Raw genomic sequence first — 24395 nt, forward strand, 5'->3', positions numbered from 1 at the left:
TCTGCTGATGAGTCAATCTTCCACACAGGCCGCATCCAGCCAGACCGGTGGCGTCGGCAATGATCGCCACTTTGCATCGACCTTGAAGCGGTTCGTGCAAGGCGGCAGCCTGATCCTGCTGACCTATCTGGTTCTTTATGCCATCTATGGTGTGCTGGAGCCGCGCGCGCTCGAATCTTACGCCATTGCAGCCTTGATGAATAATACGGCGCCTTTGGCGCTGGCTGCGGCTGGCCTGACATTTGTCATTCTCAGCCGTGGCTTTGACCTGTCGCTCGCCGGTGTCATTTCAATCTGCAATGTCACGCTGGCGGTCTGGCCGATGGAAGGGCCGGGGGGCGCCCTGGCTTCGGTCTTGCTGTGTCTGGCGATAGGCGGCTTTGTCGGGGCGATCAATGGTATTCTGGTCGCCTGGTTCCAGTTGCAATCCATTGCGGCCACCCTTGCAACAATGATCATCTGTCAAGGCGTTGCGCTTGTCATTCTCGATGCGCCGGGCGGCTATGTTGCCGAATGGATCGTCTATGAAATGACCGACCGGCTCTGGGGCGTCATTCCGGTTTCCGGTCTGGTTGTTCTGGCGGTGCTCGGGGTCTGGATGATCCTGCGGCGCACCGGCTTTGGCACGGCTATCTATGCGGTCGGTGCAGATGAGCAGGCGGCGGCCCTCTCGGGCGTGCGGGTGCAGCATGTACGCTTTGGCGCCTATGTCTGTGCCGGTTTGCTTTATGGTCTTGCCGGTTTCATGCTCAGCGCCCAGACGGCAACCGGCATTCCGACCTCCGGCGCGCCGCTTCTGCTGTTGTCTTTTGCCGCTGTTGCGCTGGGCGGCACGTCGCTTGCAGGCGGCAGTGGCGGTCTGTTTGCCTCGGTTATCGGAGCTGCAACGCTGACCTTGCTGCAAAAAGTACTGTTTTCAGCCGGCATATCCTCTTTCTACACCGGAATGTTTCAGGGCGTCGTGCTGATTTTAGCGGTGGTGTTTTCTGTCACCATGTCACGGATCGGAGCAAAACAATGACAGTGGCGGGTGACCAGCAGGATAAGCAGATGTCTCTGAGCCAGACCGGCGATCAGCGCAAATCATCGCGGGTCAGCCGGGAAACGATCAGCGCAATTTCGGTTGCGGTTTTATGCGTCATCCTGTTGCTGGGGGCGCGGTTCGTCAGCCCGTCTTTAGGCTCATGGTCGCAGGTTGAGACCGTTCTTGTTCTGGGTTCATTTCTGATCGTGCTGTCTTTTGGTCAGGGCCTCGTTATTTTGACCGGCGGACTTGATCTTTCGCTTCCCGCCGTCGTCACGCTTGGCGGTATTCTGGCGACAAACTGGGTTGGTGCAACCGACCCGGGGGCCTGGTATCTGCTGATCGTGGTGTTGCTCATCTGTGCGGGTGTGGGGCTGGTGTCGGCTATCGGCATCGTCTGGTTAAGAGTGCCTCCCTTCATCATGACGCTGGCCATGTCGATCATCGTTTCTTCCGCGCTGCTTGGCTATACGCGCGGCACGCCACGCGGAGGCGCACCGGAGGTGGCCCTTGCCCTGATGAAAAGCAAGATGCTTGGCATGCCCACGCCAATCCTGTTTGTCATTGCCTTCATCATCATTGCAGCCTTGTTTCAAAGCCGCTCGGTTCCGGGTCGCTATCTTTACGCCATTGGCACCAATGCTGATGCCGCACGTATTGCCGGAGTGCCTGTCGTGCTGATGCAGATATTGCCCTACGTGATCAGCGCTACTTGCGCCGGTCTTGTTGGCATCATGCTGGTTGGCTATTCCAATGGCGCCACGCTGCGCATGGGTGATGATTATCTGCTGCCATCGATTGCTGCGGTCGTGATTGGCGGCTCATCAATTCTGGGGGGGCGCGGCACGTTTCTTGGCACGGTCGGCGGCGCGCTGTTGCTGACGACGCTGGGCACAATCATCTCGGCTATCGGCCTTCAGATCGGCTTGCGCACCATTATCGAGGGCGCAGTTGTTCTCATCGCATTGCTGTTGCTGCGCGATGAGCTTTTCCAGAAACTCGGCTCATTATGGCGCTAAAGGCCAGCCGGTTTACATGCCACTTCACATTTAACAGGAGGAAGGACAAAATCATGACCAGAACATTCAGATGGGCTGCAATGGCGGCCATGCTGGGCGCAACGGCCCTGACGGCTGTCGCCCCGGCGCAAGCCCAGGACAAGGAGAAGTTCAAGGTTTATCTGAGCCTGAGCTATTCGGGTAATGCCTGGCAGTCAGAAGCAGCCAATATCGTCAAGGCGCTGGCTGCAACCCCGCCCTATAATGAAACGGTCGAATTGATCGAAGTCATTTCCGGCACCGATCCGCAGGCGCAGATCTCGGCCTATGAGAGCATGATTGATGCTGGCGCCGATGGCATTGTCAGCTTCCCGATCTCTTCGACAGCGCTGAACCGCACCATCAAGCGGGGTTGCGATGAGGGCGTCTTGTTCTTCATGTATGACGCGACCGTCACGGAAAGCTGCGCTTATAATGTCAGCTATATATCCTCAGGTTTTGGTGAAAATTCTGCTCAGGCACTGGTCAATGAGCTGGGTGGCAAGGGCAAGATCTTCCTGTCACGCGGCGTGCCGGGCAACTCGGTTGACAAGCGTCACACCGATGGCGCCATGCATATTTTCAACCAGTACCCGGAAATTGAGGTTGTTGCTGAATATTATTCCTATTGGGATGACCGCACCACACAGCAGGAAACGGCCAAGGCGCTGGCTGCGCATCCTGATGTCGATGGCATCTGGGCGCAGGCCGGTGAATATGGCGCTGTTCAGGCCCTGCTTGATGCAGGCGACCGGCTGGTGCCGATGACGGGTGAGAATTCGGCAGGCTTCCGTCTGGCTCTGGCTGATCCTGATATGCAGGCCAAGGGTCTGCGTGGCGTGTCGGCTGGTTCGCCTCCGGCACAGGCAGGTTATGCGTTCAAGCTGATGATGGAAATCCTGACCGGCCAGCGCGAACAGGAAGCGATGAACATTGAATATCCTCTGCCATGGGTTCCTGCCGACACGGTCAAGATCTGTGAAGGCGATATCTATGAAGATGGCTGCAATGTCTTCCCGTCCAGCCGCGTGCCCAGTTCCTTCGTCAGTGAAGTTCTGAGCCAGGAATTGCTGCCGGAAGTGAATATTGAATCCGCTCTGAATGGTACGCCAGTCGAAGGCGCCACCATTCAGCCGCTGCCGGCTGAAATTATCGAAGCCGCCAACGAGCCCGGGATCAATTGCACCCGCTGCGAAGCCCCGGCAGACTTGTACAAGCTGACCAAGGTCGAGCCGACCGTTCAGTAAAAACAATGTCCCCTTGCCCGGCTCATGTGCCGGGCAAGGGGGTGCTTTAGAATACTGCCGATGCTCATTCAAAATGTCAGAGCAGGTTTTGCAACCAGCAGAATGCACGGCGCTTTATGAGGATTATGTTCTCCGGTGGAGAAAAAATAATCTGGAAAGGTTGCGGTTTTGAGGCAGAGACGAAAACAGGATTCGCGTCGCGTCACAGTCAAGGATCTGGCAAAAGATCTTGGGATGTCGGTATCAACTGTTTCGCGCGCCTTTTATCCGGATGCCGTGATTGCCGAACCGACCCGAAAAACCGTGCTGGAGCGGGCGGCAGAGCTTGGCTACCGGCCCAATCCCTTTGCGCAAAGCCTGATCACCAAGCGCACCCAGATTGCGGGCATGGTGGTCTCGGATCTGACCAATCCGTTTTATCCTGAAGTCATGACGCAAATGCTTGCCCGCCTGCAGGCGGTGGGCATGAATGTGATGCTGGCTGCTGCCAATGAGCCCGACCAGACGGACGAGGCTGTCGATCTTTTGCTGTCCTATCAGCCCGACCTGCTGATTGTGCTGGCGGTGACGCTGTCGTCCCATGCCTGGGAAAAATGTGAGCAGGGGGGCACGCCTTGCATCTTCTTCAATCGGCTCTCGGCCAATGGACAGGGTTTTGGCATCAGTTGCGACAATGAGATGGGGGGACGCCAGGTCGCGGATTTTCTGATCGATACCGGCCACCGGAATTTGCTCTATGTTTCGGCCTTTCCTGATGCGTCGACCAATGTTGAACGCTATGCCGGTTTTCGCGCCCGCACGATCGAGCGTGGTCTGGCCGAGCCAGAAGTTCTGGAGGCGGGTCTGTTCACCTATGAGGCCGGTTATCAGGCCGGTCTGAACATGGCGCATCTCAAGGGCAAGATCGATGGCGTCTTTTGCGCCAATGATATTGTTGCAATCGGTTTCATGGAAGGCGCACAGGCCGGATCGGGATTGCGTGTTCCTGACGATCTTTCCGTTGTTGGTTTCGATGACATCACCATGGCAGGCTGGCCATCGCATGAACTGACGACAGTGCCGCAGCCGCTTGAGGACATGATGGAAGCAATTGTCGGCCTGGCGCTTGAATTGTCGAACAGTTCTGCCCGCCCGTCACAGAAAATCCATTGTTTTGCCCCGGGCAAGATGATTATACGCAATTCGACCCGCTCGCGGGTGCAAACGAGCAAGGATCTAAGCTATGCGTGATCGACAGCTCTTCCAGAGGCTGGGCGTGGTCCATCGCCCGGATTGCAGCCTGTTTGCAGATGGCCCGCTCCCGCAACCGGCGCCGGACCCGGATGTGTTGGCGCAGGTTTTAGGCACCGAAGAGGCCGCACTTTATGCAAAGGCCTGCCATCCTGTTTTTGAAGATCTGCGCCGGATTGTTGGTCAGATTGCCGGATTGATGATCCTGGCGCAACTGACGCAGTCGAGCGAAGTGGCCGACCTTGAAGAACTTTCCTCCTGCCAGCGCCGCTGGAAAGACTGTGCCGACCGCTTGCGGGCCTTGCGTGCCCCTTCGGCGCTGGCTGGCCATTTTGAGCAGCTTTCAGCGACCCATGCAGGCTGTGGCAGGGCGCTGTCTGAATTTCAGCTCTTGCGGGCCTCTGGCGACAATGAGGCGATTTTTGACCGGATCGCCGCTCAGGTCAGTCGCGCTTATGCGCATCTGAGTGCGGCGACCTCGCAAAAGGCCGGACTTGAAATGGTTGATCTTACACATGCCTGCTGCTCCTGCGGCCGGTAATTTTTTGCTGAATGTGATTGTTTTTAAAAAAGGAGAACCTCATGGCTGATTATTCGATCTGGGTCTGTGAATATTCCTACGTACCGAATTACCACAAGAGTGGTGTTCTTTATGGCGCGCATAATGAGGGCTATGTAAAGCTGCCCTATTGCTATGTGGTCATTAAGGGCAATGGCCATGTGGCAATGGTCGATGTCGGTTATAATGACAAGGAATATGGCAAGACGCTGGGCGACCGGTTTGGCGTCGAGAACTGGCGCGATCCCAAAACGGTTCTGGCTGAAATCGGCATTACGCCTGAAGAGGTCGATACGGTCTTCATCACCCACGCCCACTTTGACCATTTCGGCAATGTTGAAGACTTTCCCAATGCCCGCTTCTATATTCAGGAGCGTGAAATCGCCAAATGGGTCTGGGCCATGTCGCTGCCGGATCGCCTGCGCTGGATGATGGTTGCTGTCGATCCGGGTGATATTGTGCGTGGTGTCAGCCTGGCTCGTGAGCGTCGCTTGACGACAATCAACGGCGCGCTGACGGATGTCCTGCCCGGAATCGACCTGCATCCAGCCGATGACAGCCATACCTGGGGTTCGATGTGGGTCACCGTGCGCAATGATGGCAAGGCCCAGTCGCAAGACACCTGGGTGCTTGCCGGCGATCTGGTTTATGTTTTTGAAAATATCCGTGGTTCGGGCGCGGCCGTTGACGCTGATGAAGTCTATACGCCGGTCGGCCTTGCTGTCGGCAGTCAGGCCAATCTGGTGCTGGCAACCGAAGAAATGATGAAGCAGGTGGATTATGATTCACACCGCATCATTCCAATCCACGAAGAAAGGCTGCGGGACACGTTCCCGTCACGGATCAGCAAGGAAGGTCTGCGCATTACCGAAATCTGTCTTGGTGATGGTGAAACTTCCAAGGTCAGTGCGTAATGGCCGCGAATCCGGTTACAGCCATTGTTGGCGCAGGCCTGGTCGGTTCCGGCTGGGCGCTGGTCTTTGCCCGCGCTGGCTGCCAGGTGCAGATTTTTGACCCTGATGAGGCGACACGTTCGCGTTTGCTGCCATGGGTCCGGCAAAGTGCAGATGAGCTGCAAACCGTCGGGCTGATTACCGAAGCGGACGCTGTCGTGGCTCGTATCCAGCTTTGCGACACGTTGGAAGAGGCGCTTGACGGGGCGGCTTACGTTCAGGAATCGGTTTTCGAGACTGTGCCCACGAAAACGCAGGCCAGCCTTGCGATTGATGCGGCCATGGGGCCCGACACGATTGTCGGGTCGTCGTCTTCTGGCATTCCGGCTTCGCATTTTACCAGCGATTGCCGCAACCGGGAGCGCTTTTTGATCGCGCACCCGGTCAATCCGCCTCATCTGGTGCCGGTGGTCGAACTGGTTCCGGCGCCATGGACGGATGAGAATGCTGTGACATGGACCCGCGAATTGATGGACCGGGTTGGACAGGTCCCGGTTCAGGTGACGCGCGAGATTGACGGTTTCATTCTCAACCGCTTGCAAGGGGCCCTGCTGAATGAAGCCTGGGCGCTTTATGATGAGGGCTATGCCAGCCTTGCCGATATTGATGCAACCATCTCGCACGGGCTTGGTCTGCGCTGGTCATTCATGGGGCCGTTTGAAACAATCGATCTGAATGCGCCCGAAGGAATAGCTGATTATTCAGCAAGGCTTGGCGGGATGTATCACCAGATGGCCATGCAGCGCACGGCACGTGCCTGGCCGGAAAAAACAGTTGAACGTGCGCAGCAGGAACGGCGTCAGGCTCTTGCCGCAGCCGATCTTGCCGGGCGACGGGCATGGCGCGACGCCATGCTCGCCCGCCTTGCCGCCTTCAAGAAAGCTAACGGGTTGGGTCCCTGATCCAAAAAGGAAATTGGGACCCGTCCGGTATAAAACAAGCAGAGGATAAATATCATGGCGATTAGCTATCTTAAACAAGGCAAGCCGGAGGCTGAACGCCAGACCGATGACGCCAGAACCCGTGAGGCCGTTGAGGCCACTTTGAAGGATATTGAGGCCAGAGGCGATGTCGCAGTGCGCGAATTGTCCGAGAAATTTGACAAATATTCTCCGCCTTCTTTCAAGCTGACGCCAAGTGAGATTGAGGCGATCACCTCGAAAGTGACCGATCGTGAGATGGCCGATATTCGTTTTGCCCATGATCAGGTGCGCAATTTCGCCCAGTTGCAGCGCGCCTCGATGAAGGACATCGAGGTTGAAACCCTGCCGGGTGTGATCCTTGGTCATCGCAACATTCCCGTGCAGTCGGTCGGTTGCTATGTTCCGGGCGGCAAATTCCCGATGGTTGCTTCGGCGCATATGTCTGTGGCGACAGCTTCGGTTGCCGGTGTTCCGCGCATTCTGGCTGCCACCCCGCCTTTCAAGGGTGAACCGAACCCGGGTGTGATTGCAGCCATTCATATGGGCGGCGCCCATGAAATCTACGTGCTTGGTGGTATGCAGGCGGTGGGCGCAATGGCGCTGGGCACCCAGACCATCCGGCCCGTCGACATGCTGATTGGACCCGGCAATGCCTTTGTGGCTGAAGCCAAACGTCAATTGTTCGGGCGGGTTGGCATTGACCTGTTTGCCGGTCCGACCGAAACCATGGTCATTGCCGATGAAACGGCAGCCGATGCCGAGATGTGCGCCACGGATCTGCTTGGGCAGGCCGAGCATGGTTATAATTCGCCAGCCGTTTTGATCACCAATTCGCGCAAGCTGGCTGAAGAGACGCTTGAGGAAATCGAGCGGATGCTGAAGATCCTGCCGACGGCGGAGACGGCCCGTGTCAGCTGGGCCGATTATGGCGAGATTATTCTGTGCGACACCTATGAGGAAATGTTGCAGGCGGCCAATGATATTGCATCCGAGCATGTTCAGGTCATGACGGACCGTGACGACTGGTTCCTGGAGCATATGCATTCTTATGGCGCATTGTTTCTTGGCCCGCGCACCAATGTTGCCTATGGCGACAAGGTGATCGGCACCAACCATACCCTGCCTACACATAAGGCAGGCCGCTATACTGGCGGATTATGGGTCGGCAAGTTCCTCAAGACGCACAGCTATCAGAAAGTGCTGACCGACGAGGCTTCAGCCCGGATTGGCGAGATCGGGTCGCGGCTGTGCATGCTGGAAGGCTTTGTTGGTCATGCCGAACAGTGTAATTTGCGGGTAAGACGCTATGGCGGCGTTAATGTGCCCTTTGGTGAGGGCGCCCCTTACCGTGAGGAGAGCAACTAGCCTGTTGCAGGGTTGGCGAATCTAAAAACGCAACTTACTTTCAAGCGCCGTATGTCCTATTGGATGTGCGGCGCTTTTTTATTTGCTTTCGCCGCATTTGCGCGAGGTCTGGGACAACCGTCTGACTGCAAAATGCTTTAGCTTGTTATTTATACGTATGTCTTGCCCGAAAAGTCAGTCGCTTTTCCAAGATCATGCACCAGGAGGCATTGTTTCGTGACTATACAGGAAGAACACTTCGGACGCTGGAAAAACCGCGAGGAACTTGCAGAATCGATGATCCCGATCATCGGTCACCTGTACCGGGCGCGGAATGTGACGATCACCATCTACAGTCGGTCACTGGTGAACAAGTCCGTGATCCAGATTCTCAAGACGCATCGTTTTGTGCGACAGATCGAGAATGCAGAACTGTCCGTGGTTGATACTTTGCCGATCCTCACCGAAGTTTCAAAACTGGAACTGGGCCCTTGTCAGGTGGACATTGGCAAGCTGACGGTTGCCTATATGGCCGATAATCGTAATCAGTCCGTGGCGGATTATGTGCGTCAGGAGTTGAATGAAGCCATTACCGAAACCCCGGTCAAGCCGACGGCAACAGATGTGGTCTTGTACGGCTTTGGCCGCATCGGTCGCATCCTGGCCCGGCTGCTGATCGAGAAAACAGGCTCTGGGGATGGTTTGCGCCTGCGTGCCATTGTCGTGCGCGAAACCGGCAAGGGTGACTTGCAAAAGCGGGCTTCCCTGTTGCGCCGTGACTCGGTGCATGGTCCCTTTAACGGCACTATCGCCGTGGATGAGAGCCGAAACGCCATCATTGCCAATGGCAATTTCATTCATGTCATCTATTCAAATGACCCGGCCAGCGTGGATTATACGGCCTATGGTATTCGTGATGCCGTCATCATCGACAATACCGGAAAATGGCGCGATCGGGAGGGCCTGTCACAGCATCTCAACAGCAAGGGCGCCAGGCGTGTCATTTTGACGGCTCCGGGCAAGGGCGATCTGAAAAACATCGTGCACGGGGTTAACAGCGATCTGATCGAAGAAAGCGATGCCATCCTGTCTGCGGCCAGTTGCACCACCAATGCCATCGTGCCGCCACTGAAGGCGCTGTTTGACAAGTTCGGGCTGGAATTTGGCCATGTCGAGACGGTGCATTCCTACACCAATGACCAGAATTTGCTGGATAATTTCCATAAAGGACCGCGTCGAGGACGCGCTGCACCTTTGAACATGGTCATTACCGAAACCGGCGCCGCCACGGCTGCCGCCAAGGTTTTGCCCGCGCTTTCCGGCAAACTCACCGGCAACGCCATTCGCGTTCCGACGCCAAATGTATCGCTGGCAATTTTAAATCTGACCCTGCAAAAGGAAACAACGCTGGAGGAACTCAACAGCTATTTGCGCTGGGTGTCGCTGCATTCGCCGCTCCAGCGTCAGATCGGCTTCATCAGTTCACCCGACGCTGTCTCCACCGACTTTGTCGGCACACGCAATGCGGCTGTCATTGATGCGGAGGCGACCATCGTCAATGGTCGGCATTGTGTGCTGTATGTCTGGTACGATAATGAATTTGGGTATAGTTGCCAGGTTCTGCGTATTCTACAGCAGGTGTCGCATGTGGAATATCCGATTTATCCACAAAACTGATCGGAGCTGCTGCTGGCACTTTAAAGCCTGTCTCTCGAGACTTCAGAACCAGTTTCGAGATAAAGACATGCGTAAAAACAAGGACTTAAAGCGGGTCACGTGAATCTGAAAGATTGCGACACGTTTTAAGAAGAAAGCGTAGCTTTTATCATAAGGAAAACGCCGTGCATCCGGGAGGATGCACGGCGTTTTTGATTGTTATGTGAGCACAGATGGAAACATCTGTGCTCACATAAGGCTCTAAATCAGTTGCCCTGCTTCTTCAGCGCAGCGCCAAGAATGTCACCCAGTGAAGCACCGGCATCGGTCGAGCCGTATTGAGCCACGGCTTCCTTTTCCTCGGCAATTTCCAGTGCCTTGATCGACACCTGAACCTTGCGGGTCTTCTTGTCGAAGACGATGACGCGGGCATCGAGCTTCTGGCCAACGGTGAAGCGTTCAGGACGCTGCTCGTCACGGTCACGCGACAGATCGGCGCGCTTGATGAAGCTCTCCAGATCGCTGTCAACCAGACGAACATCAAGACCGCCATCCTTCACAGCGATGACTTCGCAGGTGACTACAGCGTTCTTGCGCAGTTCGCCCGAAGCTGCCGCATCACCGGCTGCATCACGCGAAAGCTGCTTGATGCCGAGCGAGATGCGCTCCTTTTCGATGTCAACATCGAGTACCTGCGCCTTGACCGTGTCGCCGCGATTATACTCTTCGATGACCTGCTCGCCCGGACGGTTCCAGTCGAGATCGGACAGGTGGACCATGCCGTCCACATCGCCTTCCAGACCAATGAACAGGCCGAACTCGGTCTTGTTCTTGACCTCGCCCTCGACCTCGGCGCCAACCGGATGGTTGCGGGCAAAAGCTTCCCACGGGTTTTCAAGGGTCTGCTTGAGACCGAGCGAGATACGACGCTTGGCCGGATCAACCTCGAGCACAACCACATCGACCTCCTGAGTGGTCGACAAGATCTTGCCGGGGTGCACGTTCTTCTTGGTCCACGACATTTCCGAAACGTGGATGAGGCCCTCAATGCCCGGCTCCAGTTCAACAAATGCACCATAATCGGTGATGTTGGTGACAGTACCGGTGATCTTCTTGCCGATCGGGAACTTGGTGCCGATCTCGGACCATGGATCGCTTTCAAGCTGCTTCATGCCCAGCGAGATGCGGTGCGTGTCCTGATTGATGCGGATGATCTGCACCTTGACCGTCTGGCCGATATTGAGGATCTCGGTCGGATGGTTTACGCGACGCCACGCCATGTCGGTGACATGCAGCAGGCCATCAATGCCGCCCAGATCAACAAACGCACCATAATCGGTGATGTTCTTGACCACGCCCTCAACCACCTGACCTTCTTCAAGGTTCTGGACGATCTCGGAGCGCTGCTCGGCACGGCTCTCTTCAAGAACGGTGCGGCGCGAAACGACGATATTGCCACGACGCTTGTCCATCTTGAGGATTTCAAAGGGCTGCGGATTGTGCATCAGCGGGGTCACATCGCGGATCGGGCGAATATCAACCTGGCTGCGCGGCAGGAAGGCGACAGCGCCATCCAGATCGACGGTAAAGCCACCCTTGACCTGATTGAAGATAACGCCTTCAACGCGCTCGCTCTTGGCGAATTTCTCTTCAAGGCGAACCCAGCTTTCTTCACGGCGCGCCTTTTCGCGCGACAGCATGGCCTCGCCCAGCGCGTTTTCGATGCGCTCGACATAAACCTCGACAGTGTCGCCAACCTTGAGCGTGCTGTCCTTGGACTTGGCGCCGAATTCCTTTAGCGGGACACGACCTTCGACCTTCAGGCCGACATCAATAATCGCCATGTCCTTTTCGATGGCGGTCACCAGACCGCGTACGACCTGACCTTCACCGGCATGACCATCGGCAAAGGATTCTTCGAGCATACTCGCAAAATCATCGCGAGTGGGGTTTGAAACTGACATATGTTCTCCTGAAATGCCTCTTTGGTGTGAGGCAGCGCCGTGGGTTTGCGTTGCATTTGCCAGACCGGCATTCCCGGGCCCTGTTCAGGCCCAGCCGCTGTAAAGCGGTTGAAATACGGCGCATGGAGCGCCGGTCAAGCGGTGTTGTCAGGTGCTGAACCGAATTTTCACCGGCAATAAAACCGATAAAACTCTGGATCAGGCCCAGATCAGGTTTTGTCTTTTGCAGCCATTATAGCATCAATGATATTTCTGGCAGCAATAAACGCGGTTTCTATATCCATTTCGCTGGTGTCGAGCAAGTGCGCATTGTCAGCAGGGCGCAAAGGAGAATCGGCGCGCTGCGTATCGCGCTCATCACGGCGCACAATATCAGCCAGAATGGTGTCGAAATCACTGGCGCCGTCGCGGGCCTTTATTTCAGCCAGACGACGGCGTGCGCGCACTTGCGGACTGGCTGTTACATAAAGTTTGACCGGAGCGTCCGGACACACCACCGTGCCGATGTCACGCCCGTCCAGAACCGCACCTGAAGGCTGTCCGGCAAAGGCGCGCTGCTTGTCCACCAGAATGCGCCGCACCTGAGGGATGACGGCGATGCGCGAGGCTGCCTCGCCCACATCATGGGCCGACAGCACCGCATGATCGAGCGCAGCAAGCTCAACCAGATGCGCTGCCTCAATGGCTTTGGGCTCGTCATCCAGTGGCCAGCCCTTTTCCAAAAGCAGACGGGCAACGGCACGATAGGTCAGGCCGGTGTCGAGATGTGGCAGGTGGTAATAATCTGCCAGCCGCCGTGCCAGAGTGCCTTTTCCAGACGCCGCCGGTCCATCAATGGCAATCAGGAGCGGGGCTTTTTTCATGGCATGGCTTCCACAGCTTCAATATGTGCGCCAAGGCCGGTCATCAGGTCCATGAATTCGGGGAAGCTGGTGGCGATCACGGCCTTGTCGTCAATGGTGACGGGATGCTGGCTGGCCAGCCCCATGACAAGAAAACTCATGGCGATGCGGTGGTCGAGATGCGTCTTGACAGCCTCTCCACCGCCCAGCCCCTTGCCGCCGGGCACACCGCGCACGGCAAGGCTTGCCTCGCCTTCGGTGCAGTCGACATGGTTTTGGCGCAAGCCCGCAGCCATTGCTGCCAGCCGGTCGCTTTCCTTGACCCGCAATTCTTCCAGACCGGGCATGCGTGTCTCGCCCTCGGCAAAAGAGGCCGCCACCGCCAGCACCGGATATTCGTCAATCATTGACGGTGCCCGCTCGGCCGGCACTGTCACACCCTTCAACTGCGAGTGGCGCACCCGCAAATCGGCGACATCCTCGCCGCCTTCATTGCGCGGATTAAAAATTTCAATATCTGCGCCCATTTCCTGAAGGGTGAGGATCAGCCCGGTGCGGGTCGGGTTCATCAACACATTGCAGATCGTAATATCGGAGCCGGGCACAATCAGAGCGGCGACCAGCGGAAATGCAGCCGAGGAGGGATCGCCCGGCACATGAATCGTCTGGCCGGTGAGCTTGCCCTGACCTTCGATGAAAATATGGCGCACACCGCGTTCATCAGTCTCGACATCAATTTTTGCGCCAAAACCCTTCAGCATTTTTTCGGTGTGGTCGCGGGTCATGATCGGCTCGATCACCGTGGTGATCCCCGGCGTATTCAAGGCAGCCAGCAGCACGGCAGATTTGACCTGTGCCGAAGCCATCGGCACCTGATAGGTAATGGGGGCTGCATGGGCTGGCCCGCGCAATGTCAGCGGCATCCGGTCGCCGGAGGCGGCGGACAGCACCTGCACCCCCATCTGGCGCAGCGGATCAAGCACCCGGCCCATCGGCCGCGATTGCAGCGAGGCATCGCCAATAAAGGTGGTTTCCATATCATAGGTGCCAACAAGCCCCATGGTCAGGCGTGCGCCAGTTCCGGCATTGCCGAAGTCAAGCGGCGCCTGTGGCTGCAAAAGCGCGCCATTGCCGGTGCCACGAATAATCCATTCCTCACCCTTTTTTTCGATATGTGCACCCATGGCTTTCATGGCCTGGCCTGTGCGCAGCACATCTTCACCCTCCAGAAGGCCGATGATGCGGGTCTCGCCCGCAGCCAGCCCGCCAAACATGAAAGAGCGATGCGAGATCGACTTGTCACCGGGAATGCGCACCTCTCCTGTGAGCGGGCGCGAGTTGCGGGCAATGGCGGGTTGAGAAGCGGCAGAGTGCGACATGATAATTCCTGTTGCAAAGATCCCGCTATGCGGGCAGTTTCAAAGGGTGCGCGGCGGTCTCGTAGCATGACCAGCCGTTACGGTCATCCCCCGTAGGTTTACTGCCGCCACGTTTTCTCAATGCGGCCATTTGGCTTTGACAGGGCTACAATCAGCGGTTAAGGGGACCAAACTTTTTTCGACGAGGCTTGTCGTGGCAAAACCTGAACTTGGTACCAAACGTATTGATCCGGAAACCGGGCAGAAATTTTATGACCTGAACAAGGATCCGATCATCTCGCCCTACACGGGCAAGAGCTATCCGCTTTCCTATTTTGAGGAAAGCAAGTCTTCGATCAGCATTGAAGAAGACGAAGTGGATGAAAAGGAACTGGATAGCGACGATGAGGGCGCAGAACTGGTTTCTCTGGAAGAAGCAGATGGTGATTCGAAAGATGACGATCTGCCCGATCTCGGCGACGATGATGATGTCGATCTCGGCGACGATGATGACGACACCTTCCTTGCCGATGATGAGGAAGAAGATGACGATGTTTCCGACATGATCAGTGTCGGAGGCGATGAGGAAGACGATATTTAAGATCGTCTGCCGCAATTTTTGATGCGGAACCAAAAAAGCGAGCTAAAGAGGCTTGCTATTCGCAACGGGCGGCGCTAGAAGCCGCCCAGATCAAGGATATTCCAACGCCTTGATGCACCGGCCGGAAACGGCGTCCGTTAGACGGATTTGGGGCCATAGCTCAGCTGGGAGAGCGCCTGCATGGCATGCAGGAGGTCAGCGGTTCGATCCCGCTTGGCTCCACCAATCAGTCTTCTATTTCCTGCCGATCTCCATCCTTCTGTGAATAATGCCGTTCTTTTAAAGGCTTGGCTCAGGAGAGACCATGTATAGTGGGATGCCCTGCGCTGGAATTGGCGGGTTGGGCAGCTTTTGGTGCTCGGGTCTCTGTTGAGGCTTTTCAGGGCCCACCATGTTGGACCGGCGATGGAGGCATGATCACGACGATCAAGGGTGTTTCCAGCACAAGCGCCTCAATCTCGGTGGCTGGAATGCGCCAGCCATCCTGATGAGCCGCACTGCCTCTTGCACTCGCGACCGACATAATCATGACGCCTATCCAGCCACCCTTATCCGTCCCGTCATGTTGGGGTGGAAACGGCAATAATATTCCACACTATCACCTGCCTCGACAATTTTGGTTGCCTTTGCACCGGGCGCAATCATGACTTCCCAGCCACCCTTGACGGTGGCGGTATGTGCGAAGGGGTCCTTGTTGTCCCATTCAATCGTTTGACCGACCGCCACTTCAATTTCTGCCGGGGTGAAAACAAGATTTTCAATAACAACATGGACAACGCCATTATGTGCTTTTGCCGGCGCAATTCCGGCAAAGGTTACAGCGGCTCCGGCAAGCAGAAAATGCCGCCGATCGAGAACCAGTTTGGTCATTTCAATCCCTCCAACACATGTTCAGCATGTTGCTGATGGCCCTGGAAGATTTTCAGGCCAGTTTCCAGCAGGCTTTTAAGCTCTGCATTCTGCGCGGATGGGATCAGGAGGGTTCCCAGCGCCTCATTGACTTGCTTGTGAAAAGCAACCTCGTTGCTGATATAGGCCTTTTCAAATTCCGCCCCATCGAGTTTGGCAAGCTCCATGCGCTTTTCTTCGGCTGCCTGGGTCAAAGCCTGGCTGGTGGCATTGTCTTCAGGCGTGACATCAAGCTTTTTGACCAGCTCAAGCGCCTGCTCATTTACCGCCTGATGATCGTCCAGCATCGACTGGGCGAAATCCTTGACGTTTTGGGTCGTCTCCTTTGACAGCGCAAGCTTTGCCGCCTCAATATCGAGCGCGCCTGCCGTATAGGCAATATGCGCAATCTGCGGGTCGGTTGGCTTGTCCTGAGCGATTGCCGCAAATGCTGTACTGAACAGGAAGATGATAGCTACACTGATTGTCTTATACATGGTCATCTCTTTCTCTGTCATCCTGGCCAAGGGGCCGGATCATGTTCGGTTGACAAAGAGTCAGATGCCGTAAATTCAGAAAGGTTACAGAAAATCTAGTTTTTCCATCACGGCGTCGGTCAAACGCTCACACCGCGCGCCTGCAAAAGGAAAAGCATCAAGCAAGAGCGGGCCGATCTGCATTTCAAGATCCTGCCGGATCAGCACCCGTGCCCGGTTTAGCCGTGTCTTTACGGTTGCAGGTTTCAGCTCAAGTGCTGCGGCAGTCTCCTCGACATTAAGACCTTCGATAACACGGGCGACAAACACCACCCGGTAAATCTCGGGAAGATTGTCACTGGCCTGCTCGACAAGACCTAGAATTTGCCGTTGGGCCATAACGCGCTCCGGGTCATCTGATGGATTGGCAGAAGAAAGACGAATGATTTGTGGCTGCTTAGGGTGGCCAAGGTCAATATCAGGCTGCACCCTTCTGCGTTTGCGCCGTATCCAGCCCAAGGCCTCATTCACCGTGATACGTGATAACCAGGTGGCAAGCGTTGCTTCCCCACGAAAGCTGCTAATTGCTGCAAAGGCCTGTAGATAGGCTTCCTGCAATACTTCTTCAGCGTCAGCATCATTGCGCACAATTGCCCGTGCCAACCGATAAAGGCGCTGATTATATTGCTTGATAATGGCTCTGATTGCTTCAGGCTGGCGTGCCTTTGCCGCCAGCACCAGTTCGATTTCGTTCTGATATGGTGCAGATTGCACGACGTGGTTTGCTTTGATCGACACGAGGCGGCTCCGGCACTAGAGCATTTTGCGAGTACAGACGGAATCGTCTGGCGTCGCAGAAATGCGGCTAAAACAAGAGATTAGAGCATTTCACCTGTTTCCATAAAAACAAGAAATGCTCTAAAGCCTGTCTCCCGAGACTTGAGAACCAGTTTCGGGATAAAGACATGCGTAATAATAATAACTTAAAGCGTGTCGCGTGAATCTGAAAGATCCTGATACGCTTCTGGGCACTGATAGTAAAGAATGAGGATTACCGAGTTCCGGCACAGGTAGCGGCAGCATGAGTAACATGCTGCAAATTCTACCAGAGGCCGGATAAAGGGGATGTGAGAAGGCAGCGATCCGGATGGACAAAGTGATCGAATGGATCTGGGTCAGAAAAACCAGTTCAGGGCTCTGAACGATACAACTCGCCAATAAAATTTGGGTCTAGAGCATCGGACCGAAAAGTGGAATCGGTTTTCGGATTATTCCGATGCTCATTCAAAGTGTTAGAGCGTCCTTTGTGCGTCCGTTTGGACGCACGGCGCTCTAATCCGGAGATCACCATACCGGCCAGCCGCGTAAGGATACTGCAAACAATAGCATGGCGCAATGCAAGAGCAAAAACACAGAATTACAATAGCTGCTACCATGCATATCGCATAGATTGACAAACCGACAAGACTTCCCTGCAGTCCCGCGTTCAGATCACCGCATCCTCCATAAAGGGCTCGCCAAGCGGAACTCGTTCGTAGCGGAACGGGGTGAGATCAAGGGTCTGGAATCCGCCATCGACGATCAGTTCGGCCACTGCGCGACCCACAGCCGGGGACTGTTGCAGGCCATGGCCGGAAAAGCCATTGGCAAACATGAAGTTGGTCACCTCAGGATGGAAGCCGACAATGCCGTTATGGTCGAGCATGTTGTACTCATAGTGCCCGGTCCAGCTTTGCATCACCCGCAGCGCATCGAAGGCAGGGATGCGGTGCCACAGAGCCGGCCAGATGCGCTCTTCGAACTCCTCATGGCGGGTTTGGAAGTCCTCGTAGTCGGCAGGACCGTCGTCGAGCGGGGTGTTGCCGGTCAGGAAAAACTCGCCTTCGGGGCGCACGAAAGTTCCCGACAGGTCGATGACGTTTGGCATCCTGCCGGGGATCGGCGTTTCGGAGGCGAAGACGAAGCTGTGGCGTTTGTGCGGCGCGACAGGGATTGACAGGCCGGCCATTGCTGCCACCTGTTGGGCGCGGGGGCCGGCGGCGTTGACAAGAATGCCGCAGGAGATCGTTTCGCCGGTCGATAGTGTCGCGGCGGTGACGCGTCCGTCGGCCAGAGCAAGAGCGGTGACTGCGTTGTCGATATATTCGACGCCTGAGGCGCGCGCCGCACGCCGCAGACCGTTCAGCAGTCCCATTGAGTCGAACCAGCCTTCATCGCGCGAGCCCCATGCGCCACCGGCCAGGTCCTGGACATTGAGCCAGGGGAAGTGATCTTTCAGCGGACCGGGTTCGAGAAAAACAGTGTAGGCGCCAAGGCTACGCTGCAATTCCACACGCTCGCGCGCTGCTTCGACGCCGTCGGGTGAAATGCAATAAAGATAGCCATGCTCCCGGAAGCCAAGATCGGGCGACGGCTCATCCGTATAGAAGGGCGTCATGCGTTCGCTGAAATCGCGGATGAACTCGACGCCGAACTGACTGATCTTGACATTGATCGGGTTGGAATATTGCTGGCGGATGGCGCTGGTCGACAGCGCGGTAGACGAGAATTCGTAGCTGGAGTCGCGTTCGACGACGAGTGCTGAAATGCGCTCGCCCAGCTTCTGGCTCAGCCAATAGGCGATCGAGGAGCCGATGACGCCGCCACCGACGATGACGATGTCATAAGTGTTGCGGGAGGGGGATTTGTAGGGAGGGATGGCCATGGCAACGTCTTTCAGGCAGAAAAGGATGCAACCAAATTGTCGGAGCCGCGCGCCAGCAGCCCGAGATCGGCCCCGACGGCGACCATGGTGAAACCGTCGCGCAGATAGCGATCGGCGTCCGCCTTCACCGGGGCGAGGATGCCGCTGGCTTTGCCGGCGGCGACCGCCGCCTCGTGCACAGCGGCTATGGCCTGCTGGACGTGTCCGGCATTGGGATTGCCCATCGCGTTCATATTGGTCGACATGTCGCCCGGACCGACGAACAGCACATCGACGCCCTCGACCGCGGCAATTTCGCGCGCATTGGCGACACCTGTCTCGCATTCGATCTGCACGGCAAGAAGCTGGTTGGCGCGGGCATTGCGATGATAGTCGGCGATACGGCCGAACTGGTTGGCGCGATGGCCCACAGAAAAGCCGCGGACACCCTCCGGCGCATAACTCATCGCTGAGACGATGGCCCGCGCCTGTTCCGCAGTTTTCACATTGGGAATCATCAGGCTGCGCGCCCCCGCATCCATGAACTGTTTGATCAGGACGGAGTCGTCGGAGGGAAGCCGCACCGCTCCCTCGCACGGAAAAGCCGCGATGACCTGAAGCTGCGCTATGACGCTGCGCAAGTCATTGGGGCTGTGTTCGCCATCGATCAGAAGCCATCCTGCACCGGATCCCGCCATAATTTCGGTGGTCAAAGCCGAGGCGAGCGAGCACCATAATCCGATGCTTGGTCTGCCTTGCTGCAGCGCGGCCTTCAGTGTGTTTGTCCGTTCCTTCACTTTCGTGACCTCCGATGTCTGCTTTCTATTGAAATTTGTATGATGTCATATATCATACCTTAAAATCCCGCAACGGTCGGGAAACAAATTTGGAAAGGAAAATTGCAGTGAAGATCGGTTTTATCGGCCTCGGCGTCATGGGCGCGCCGATGGCACGCAACCTCATCGCCGCAGGGCATGAGATCGTAACCACGCTCAACCGCTCGACCCCGCCGGAGGACCTTGCCGTCACGGTGCTGGACAATCCCGCGGAGGTGGCGCGAGCGAGCGAGGTTGTCATCACCATGCTGCCTGACACGCCGGATGTGGAGCGGGTCCTGCTCGGCGACAGCGGCGTGGTCGCCGGTATCGCATCCGGCGGGCTCGTCATCGACATGAGCTCGATCAGCCCCATCGCCACCGCCGGTTTCGCCGAAGCGGTACGTGCCAGGGGGGCAGGCTATCTCGATGCGCCGGTCTCCGGCGGCGAGGTCGGAGCCAAAGCCGCCAGCCTGACCATCATGGTCGGCGGGCCTGCCGCCGAATTTGAGCGCGCGCTGCCACTGTTTGAGGTGATGGGCAAGAACATCACCCTTGTCGGCAAAGCCAACGGTTCGGGACAGACCTGCAAGATCGCCAACCAGATTATCGTTGCACTGAACATTGCCGCCGTCGGCGAAGCGCTGGTTTTTGCCAGCAAGGCGGGCTGCGATCCGGCCATTGTACGCAAGGCGCTTCTCGGCGGCTTTGCGTCCTCGCGCGTGCTTGAGGTGCATGGCGAGCGGATGATCGAACGCACCTTCGACCCCGGCTTCCGCATCCGGTTGCACCAGAAGGATCTTGGTCTTGCGCTTGAAAGCGCCCGCGCGCTGGGCGTTTCGCTGCCCGGAACCGCCAATGTGCAGGAACTGATGAATGCCTGTGCGGCACGCGGCGCGACCGATGCCGATCATTCGGCGCTGGTGCTGGCACTCGAAGCTCTCGCCAGCCACGCTGTGGCTGAAAAAAAGGATCCCGCATGATGCGTGGAACGGGAAAGGCCGATATCTTTGTCATGCTGGCCTATCCGGTGGGCCACGCAAAGAGCCCCGGAATCTTCAACGAGATATTCGAGCAGCGCGGCCTCGACAGCCTTATGGTGCCGCTGAGCTGTCGGCCGCAGGATTTCGAGGTTTTCTGGGCGGGCCTGACTGCGGCTGAGAATGTCCGAGGTGTCATTATCTCGGTTCCCTACAAGACGCTCGTCTTTGACAAATGCGCGGCCGCCCATGATCGGGCGGCAAGGGTGAAAAGCGCCAATTCTGTGCGCCGTCAGGCCGATGGCAGCTGGTATGCCGATAATTTCGACGGCGTCGGTTTCATCGACGGTTTGAAGGCTGGCGGCCATATGATCGAAGGCCGGCGCATTCTTCAGGTCGGGGCCGGCGGCGCGGGCGCGTCGCTTGCCTATTGTCTGGCTGAAGCGGGTGCGCGGGAAATCCGTCTCTGCGACGTCGATGAGGCCCGTGCAGGCGAACTGGCGCGGCTGGTCAACGCCGCTTTCCCCGCCTGCGCCATCGCGGTCGGTCCCGCCAATCCGCAAGGCATGGACATGGCCATCAACGCCACCCCGATGGGGTTGAAGCCCGACGACCCGCTGCCGCTCGATGTTAGCCGCCTGACGCCCGCGATGACGGTTGTCGACATCATTATGGAGCCGGTGGAAACTCCGCTGCTGAAGGCGGCAAAGGCAATCGGCTGCCCGGTCCAGCCTGGCCGTCCGATGATGGATTTCCAGGTTCAGGCGATGGCGGAGTTCTTCGATATCGACCGCAAGGAGCGCAACCATGGTTGAGGCGCGCACGGCCGTGGTCATTGGCGGCACCTCCGGCATCGGTGAGGCGATCGCGCTTCGCTTTGCGCGCGAGGGTATGAATGTCGTTGTCGCCGGCCGCGACGTCGTCCGTGGCGAGACGGTTGCCGGCGCATGTGGGCAGGCGGGCGCGAAGGCTGCGCGCTTTGTCGCCACCGATGTCGCGAAGGCAGAGGCGGTTGAAGAGCTGGGCCGCGCCGTCGACACGGCTTTCGGCGCACCGCATGCTGTGGTCAATTGCGCTGGCATCCTGCAAAGCGGCAAGCGGGTTCTCGATCAGGATCTTGGCGAAGACGAACGCATGTGGCGTATCAACTATCGCGGCACGCTGCTTGGCTGTCAGGTTTTCGGTCGGCTGATGGCGGCGGCCGGGCGCGGCGCCATCCTGAATGTCGGCTCGCTGGCTTCATTCGCGCCGCTGTCGTTGCCAGCTTACACGCCTGGCAAACATGCGATTGTCGGCTTGACCGGCATTCTGGCGGCCGAGCTTGGCCCCCAGGGCGTGCGCATCAATGCCGTTGCACCCGGCTACACGCTTTCGGACGGGCTGAAGGCGAAGATCGCCGCTGGCGAGCGCGACCCCGATGCCATTCTTGCCACCACGGCTCTGCGCCGTTTCGTCGATCCCGCCGACGTCGCCGAGGCGGCGCTGTTCCTGTGCTCGGACCGCGCGGCCTCCATCACCGGGGTGACACTTCCGGTCGATGCCGGTTGGTTGGTCCAGGCTCCCTATGCCCATTATCTGCGTGGCAATCCCATTCGCCCCGCATCTTGATCTGAAAGGAAAACTGAATGAGCGACATCGCCCGCTTTGACTTCGATACCCGCATCCATCACGGCGTCGTCCATAATGGCACCGTCTATCTTACCGGGCAGGTCGGTACGCCCGGCCGCTCCGCCGCCGACCAGATGCGTGAGGTGCTGGCCAAGATTGACGATCTTCTGGCCAAGGCAGGCACCGACAAGACGCGGATATTGCATGTCCAGATGTGGCTTGACGATGTGCGCGACTTTGACGAGGTCAACTCGGTGTGGGACCAGTGGATGCCGAAGGAGCACGCGCCCGCGCGCTCGTCGGGGCAGGGCCGCATGGCTAAATCCGGCATGCTGGTCGAACTGATCGTGACCGCAGCCATGTAATCCGTCGTCGCCGCGGCGCAGTCTGTGGTGCAAAATGTAACGAGGCAAAGAGTGAGCATGTCCCGACGCAAACCCCTGTCGACGATCGTCGCCGAGAGCCTTTTGCAAAAGGTGCGCTCGGGCGAGCTTGCCCCCGGCGCGCAACTGCCGACCGAGGCCGAACTGGGTGCACAATACGGGGTGAGCCGCACCGTAATCCGCGAGGCGGTGGCGCGGCTGCGCTCGGCGGGGCTCGTCATTCCCCAGCAGGGAAGAGGCGTCTTTGTCAGTGAAGCCCCACGCGTTCAGGGCTTCACCATTCCGCAGGAGGCGCTGCGCACCCTGCCGGAGACGATTGCACTGCTTGAATTGCGGCTGAGTGTCGAGGTTGAGTCGGCGGCGCTGTGCGCCGAGCGGCGCAGCGATGAGGAGGCACACGCCATTCGGCTATCGATGGAGCAGGTCGACGCGCAGCACGAAGACCCGACGCGTATCAATATCCATTACGACTATGATTTTCACTTGAAGATCGCCGAATGCTCACGCAACGAGTTTATTCACGGGTTTCTCGCCTATCTGCGTCCGGTGATTGTGCCGCGCTTCCAGCTTGGTCATATCGTCGCCAGCGAGCACAAGGAAAATTACTACGCCCGTATCCATTCCGAGCACGAGGCCATCGTTGCCGGTATCGAGCGACGCGACCCGCAAGGCGCGCGCGAAGCGATGCGCCGGCATCTGCATAACAGCCTTGAGCGGGTGCGCGCTCTGGCGCTGGCAAGCGGCGTTGGCACCGCCGGAGCAAGGACGGTGGGAACCGCCGACGCACTTTTCGCCGGGCTGGCAGGCTCGTCGGCACAAGGAGCGCCAGAGCGGCAGGACGATGATGGTTGACGAAAGCGCTGGTTTGGGCCGGGAGCGGCGGGGCGTGGCGCAGGGCAGGAGCGGTATTGGCAGAAAAATGCCGGTTTTGGCTGTGGCGCAGCAATTCATAATCGGAAACTCACAGCTGACGCACTGGCTGACGCGGTGATCGGGTCTGGATGTGGAAAATAGATGTGAAAGTTTTTCTTTTGTATTTATCGATTTTCTTGGTTTCCGATTGCGGTGCAAGCCAACAAACTGAATCGATATAAATTCGGGGGGTGGCAGTGAAGACAGTCCTGGTGACGGGCGCGACGAGTGGCATAGGACGGGCGATAGCGCTTGTTCTGGCGAAGGCCGGCCATGAGGTCTATGCGCTCGGACGCAGTCGCGCTGCTCTCAGCGAACTGAGTTCGATGCAGGCCGGTATCGTTCCAATCGCCGCCGACGTGACCGATCGTGAAGCGCTGGAGGCTGCGCTTTCGGGGCTTGCCATTGACGTTCTCGTCAACAATGCCGGGCTGATGCCGCCGCTGGGCGACTTTGCCGACATGAACATTGCTGATATCGATGCGACGCTCGAGGTCAATCTGGGCGCGGCAATCGTGCTTGCCCGCCTTGTCGCGCCGCAGATGCGCGAGCGTGGCAGCGGCCATATCTTCTTCACCGGCTCGACCGCAGGGCACGCCCCTTCTGCCAGTTTTTCCGTCTATTCGGCCGCCAAGGCCGGTATTGCGGGTTTTGCGGCGGCGCTGCGGGCCGAGATGTCGCCGCATGGCGTGCGCGTCACCGAAATCGTACCCGGCCGTGTCGAGACTGCGCTTTACAAGGACATACTCGACGCTGAGGCGCGCAAGATGATGTACAGCGTCACCGCGGTCGTTCAGCCGGACGATATTGCGCAGATGGTCCTGACAGTTCTGAACCTGCCCGACCGGGCAAACGTTTCGCGTTTCGACATTGTGCCGACACGTCCGACTTCCCCCAGTGGCGGCAAATAGG

General features: G+C 57.5%; 25 protein-coding genes and 1 tRNA gene. 17 read left to right on the forward strand and 9 right to left on the reverse strand.

Going from position 1 to position 24395, the window contains the following annotated elements; all coding sequences use genetic code 11:
• Window positions 1-7 precede the first annotated feature (7 nt).
• From ACFPLB_RS11900 to ACFPLB_RS11940, 9 genes are all read left to right on the forward strand, one after another.
• Entirely contained in the window at window positions 8-1021 is a 1014-nt protein-coding gene (locus tag ACFPLB_RS11900) for an ABC transporter permease (protein WP_378229863.1), read from the forward strand.
• The gene (locus ACFPLB_RS11905) at window positions 1018-2043 is read left to right on the forward strand and encodes an ABC transporter permease (RefSeq protein ID WP_378229865.1); all 1026 of its coding nucleotides are present in this window, start codon (window positions 1018-1020) and stop codon (window positions 2041-2043) included. Before ACFPLB_RS11900 ends, ACFPLB_RS11905 begins: the two co-directional genes overlap by 4 nt.
• Window positions 2044-2096: 53 nt before the next feature.
• A complete protein-coding gene (locus tag ACFPLB_RS11910; RefSeq protein WP_378229867.1) occupies window positions 2097-3308 on the forward strand; it encodes a sugar ABC transporter substrate-binding protein in 1212 nt (403 codons plus the stop codon).
• A 168-nt stretch (window positions 3309-3476) separates the two neighbouring features.
• A complete protein-coding gene (locus ACFPLB_RS11915; protein ID WP_378229869.1) occupies window positions 3477-4538 on the forward strand; it encodes a LacI family DNA-binding transcriptional regulator in 1062 nt (353 codons plus the stop codon).
• Window positions 4531-5079 (forward strand): hypothetical protein, encoded by a 549-nt coding sequence (locus ACFPLB_RS11920; protein ID WP_378229871.1) that lies wholly within the window; start codon window positions 4531-4533, stop codon window positions 5077-5079. The genes ACFPLB_RS11915 and ACFPLB_RS11920 overlap by 8 nt, the downstream gene beginning before the upstream one ends.
• Before the next feature lie 41 nt (window positions 5080-5120).
• The gene (locus ACFPLB_RS11925; RefSeq protein WP_378229873.1) at window positions 5121-6011 is read left to right on the forward strand and encodes an N-acyl homoserine lactonase family protein; all 891 of its coding nucleotides are present in this window, start codon (window positions 5121-5123) and stop codon (window positions 6009-6011) included.
• Window positions 6011-6952, forward strand: a complete 942-nt coding sequence (locus ACFPLB_RS11930) for a 3-hydroxyacyl-CoA dehydrogenase (protein ID WP_378229875.1) — start codon at window positions 6011-6013, stop codon at window positions 6950-6952. Before ACFPLB_RS11925 ends, ACFPLB_RS11930 begins: the two co-directional genes overlap by 1 nt.
• 54 nt (window positions 6953-7006) lie before the next feature.
• Window positions 7007-8338: a histidinol dehydrogenase gene (hisD, locus tag ACFPLB_RS11935; protein WP_378229877.1), complete on the forward strand. Its 1332-nt coding sequence runs from the start codon at window positions 7007-7009 to the stop codon at window positions 8336-8338.
• Between the two features lie 216 nt (window positions 8339-8554).
• On the forward strand, window positions 8555-9994 hold the full coding sequence (locus ACFPLB_RS11940; RefSeq protein WP_378229878.1) for a glyceraldehyde-3-phosphate dehydrogenase: 1440 nt from the start codon (window positions 8555-8557) through the stop codon (window positions 9992-9994).
• A gap of 245 nt (window positions 9995-10239) precedes the next feature.
• Here ACFPLB_RS11940 and rpsA read toward each other — a convergent pair whose 3' ends face one another.
• The 3 genes from rpsA to aroA form a co-directional block, all read right to left on the reverse strand.
• Window positions 10240-11937, reverse strand: coding sequence for a 30S ribosomal protein S1 (gene rpsA, locus ACFPLB_RS11945; RefSeq protein WP_378229880.1), 1698 nt, complete (start codon window positions 11935-11937; stop codon window positions 10240-10242).
• A 209-nt stretch (window positions 11938-12146) separates the two neighbouring features.
• Entirely contained in the window at window positions 12147-12800 is a 654-nt protein-coding gene (gene cmk, locus ACFPLB_RS11950) for a (d)CMP kinase (protein ID WP_378229882.1), read from the reverse strand.
• Window positions 12797-14158 (reverse strand): 3-phosphoshikimate 1-carboxyvinyltransferase, encoded by a 1362-nt coding sequence (gene aroA, locus ACFPLB_RS11955; protein ID WP_378229884.1) that lies wholly within the window; start codon window positions 14156-14158, stop codon window positions 12797-12799. The genes cmk and aroA overlap by 4 nt, the downstream gene beginning before the upstream one ends.
• A gap of 193 nt (window positions 14159-14351) precedes the next feature.
• Between aroA and ACFPLB_RS11960 the strand changes: the two genes are divergently transcribed.
• Both ACFPLB_RS11960 and ACFPLB_RS11965 read left to right on the forward strand, forming a co-directional pair.
• Complete coding sequence (locus ACFPLB_RS11960) at window positions 14352-14738, forward strand: TIGR02300 family protein (RefSeq protein WP_378229886.1); 387 nt, start codon at window positions 14352-14354, stop codon at window positions 14736-14738.
• Between the two features lie 149 nt (window positions 14739-14887).
• Window positions 14888-14963: transfer RNA gene (locus ACFPLB_RS11965), tRNA-Ala, on the forward strand.
• Window positions 14964-15117: 154 nt separating this feature from the next.
• Here ACFPLB_RS11965 and ACFPLB_RS11970 read toward each other — a convergent pair.
• The 6 genes from ACFPLB_RS11970 to ACFPLB_RS11995 form a co-directional block, all read right to left on the reverse strand.
• Window positions 15118-15267 (reverse strand): hypothetical protein, encoded by a 150-nt coding sequence (locus ACFPLB_RS11970; RefSeq protein ID WP_378229888.1) that lies wholly within the window; start codon window positions 15265-15267, stop codon window positions 15118-15120.
• 5 nt (window positions 15268-15272) lie between these two features.
• Window positions 15273-15608 carry a cupredoxin domain-containing protein gene (locus tag ACFPLB_RS11975; protein ID WP_378229890.1) on the reverse strand — a complete coding sequence of 112 codons (336 nt, stop codon included), beginning with the start codon at window positions 15606-15608 and terminating at the stop codon, window positions 15273-15275.
• Window positions 15605-16129, reverse strand: coding sequence for a DUF4142 domain-containing protein (locus ACFPLB_RS11980; RefSeq protein WP_378229892.1), 525 nt, complete (start codon window positions 16127-16129; stop codon window positions 15605-15607). The genes ACFPLB_RS11975 and ACFPLB_RS11980 overlap by 4 nt, the downstream gene beginning before the upstream one ends.
• A gap of 78 nt (window positions 16130-16207) precedes the next feature.
• Window positions 16208-16900 (reverse strand): RNA polymerase sigma factor, encoded by a 693-nt coding sequence (locus ACFPLB_RS11985; RefSeq protein ID WP_378229894.1) that lies wholly within the window; start codon window positions 16898-16900, stop codon window positions 16208-16210.
• A gap of 688 nt (window positions 16901-17588) precedes the next feature.
• The gene (locus ACFPLB_RS11990; RefSeq protein WP_378229896.1) at window positions 17589-18806 is read right to left on the reverse strand and encodes an NAD(P)/FAD-dependent oxidoreductase; all 1218 of its coding nucleotides are present in this window, start codon (window positions 18804-18806) and stop codon (window positions 17589-17591) included.
• A gap of 11 nt (window positions 18807-18817) precedes the next feature.
• Window positions 18818-19582, reverse strand: a complete 765-nt coding sequence (locus ACFPLB_RS11995; RefSeq protein ID WP_378229898.1) for an HpcH/HpaI aldolase family protein — start codon at window positions 19580-19582, stop codon at window positions 18818-18820.
• Window positions 19583-19671: 89 nt separating this feature from the next.
• On the opposite strand from ACFPLB_RS11995, the gene ACFPLB_RS12000 reads away from it, so the two are divergent.
• From ACFPLB_RS12000 to ACFPLB_RS12025, 6 genes are all read left to right on the forward strand, one after another.
• The gene (locus ACFPLB_RS12000) at window positions 19672-20583 is read left to right on the forward strand and encodes a 2-hydroxy-3-oxopropionate reductase (protein WP_378229899.1); all 912 of its coding nucleotides are present in this window, start codon (window positions 19672-19674) and stop codon (window positions 20581-20583) included.
• On the forward strand, window positions 20580-21395 hold the full coding sequence (locus ACFPLB_RS12005; RefSeq protein WP_378229901.1) for a shikimate dehydrogenase family protein: 816 nt from the start codon (window positions 20580-20582) through the stop codon (window positions 21393-21395). Before ACFPLB_RS12000 ends, ACFPLB_RS12005 begins: the two co-directional genes overlap by 4 nt.
• Window positions 21388-22188, forward strand: a complete 801-nt coding sequence (locus ACFPLB_RS12010; RefSeq protein ID WP_378229903.1) for an SDR family NAD(P)-dependent oxidoreductase — start codon at window positions 21388-21390, stop codon at window positions 22186-22188. The genes ACFPLB_RS12005 and ACFPLB_RS12010 overlap by 8 nt, the downstream gene beginning before the upstream one ends.
• A 17-nt stretch (window positions 22189-22205) precedes the next feature.
• Window positions 22206-22553 carry a RidA family protein gene (locus tag ACFPLB_RS12015; RefSeq protein WP_378229905.1) on the forward strand — a complete coding sequence of 116 codons (348 nt, stop codon included), beginning with the start codon at window positions 22206-22208 and terminating at the stop codon, window positions 22551-22553.
• A gap of 57 nt (window positions 22554-22610) precedes the next feature.
• The gene (locus tag ACFPLB_RS12020; RefSeq protein ID WP_378229907.1) at window positions 22611-23423 is read left to right on the forward strand and encodes a FadR/GntR family transcriptional regulator; all 813 of its coding nucleotides are present in this window, start codon (window positions 22611-22613) and stop codon (window positions 23421-23423) included.
• 257 nt (window positions 23424-23680) lie between these two features.
• Window positions 23681-24394 (forward strand): SDR family oxidoreductase, encoded by a 714-nt coding sequence (locus tag ACFPLB_RS12025; RefSeq protein ID WP_378229909.1) that lies wholly within the window; start codon window positions 23681-23683, stop codon window positions 24392-24394.
• Window position 24395: the final 1 nt, after the last annotated feature.

This window comes from Aquamicrobium segne (assembly GCF_042656785.1).
GTDB classification, from domain to species: Bacteria; Pseudomonadota; Alphaproteobacteria; order Rhizobiales; family Rhizobiaceae; genus Mesorhizobium; species Mesorhizobium segne.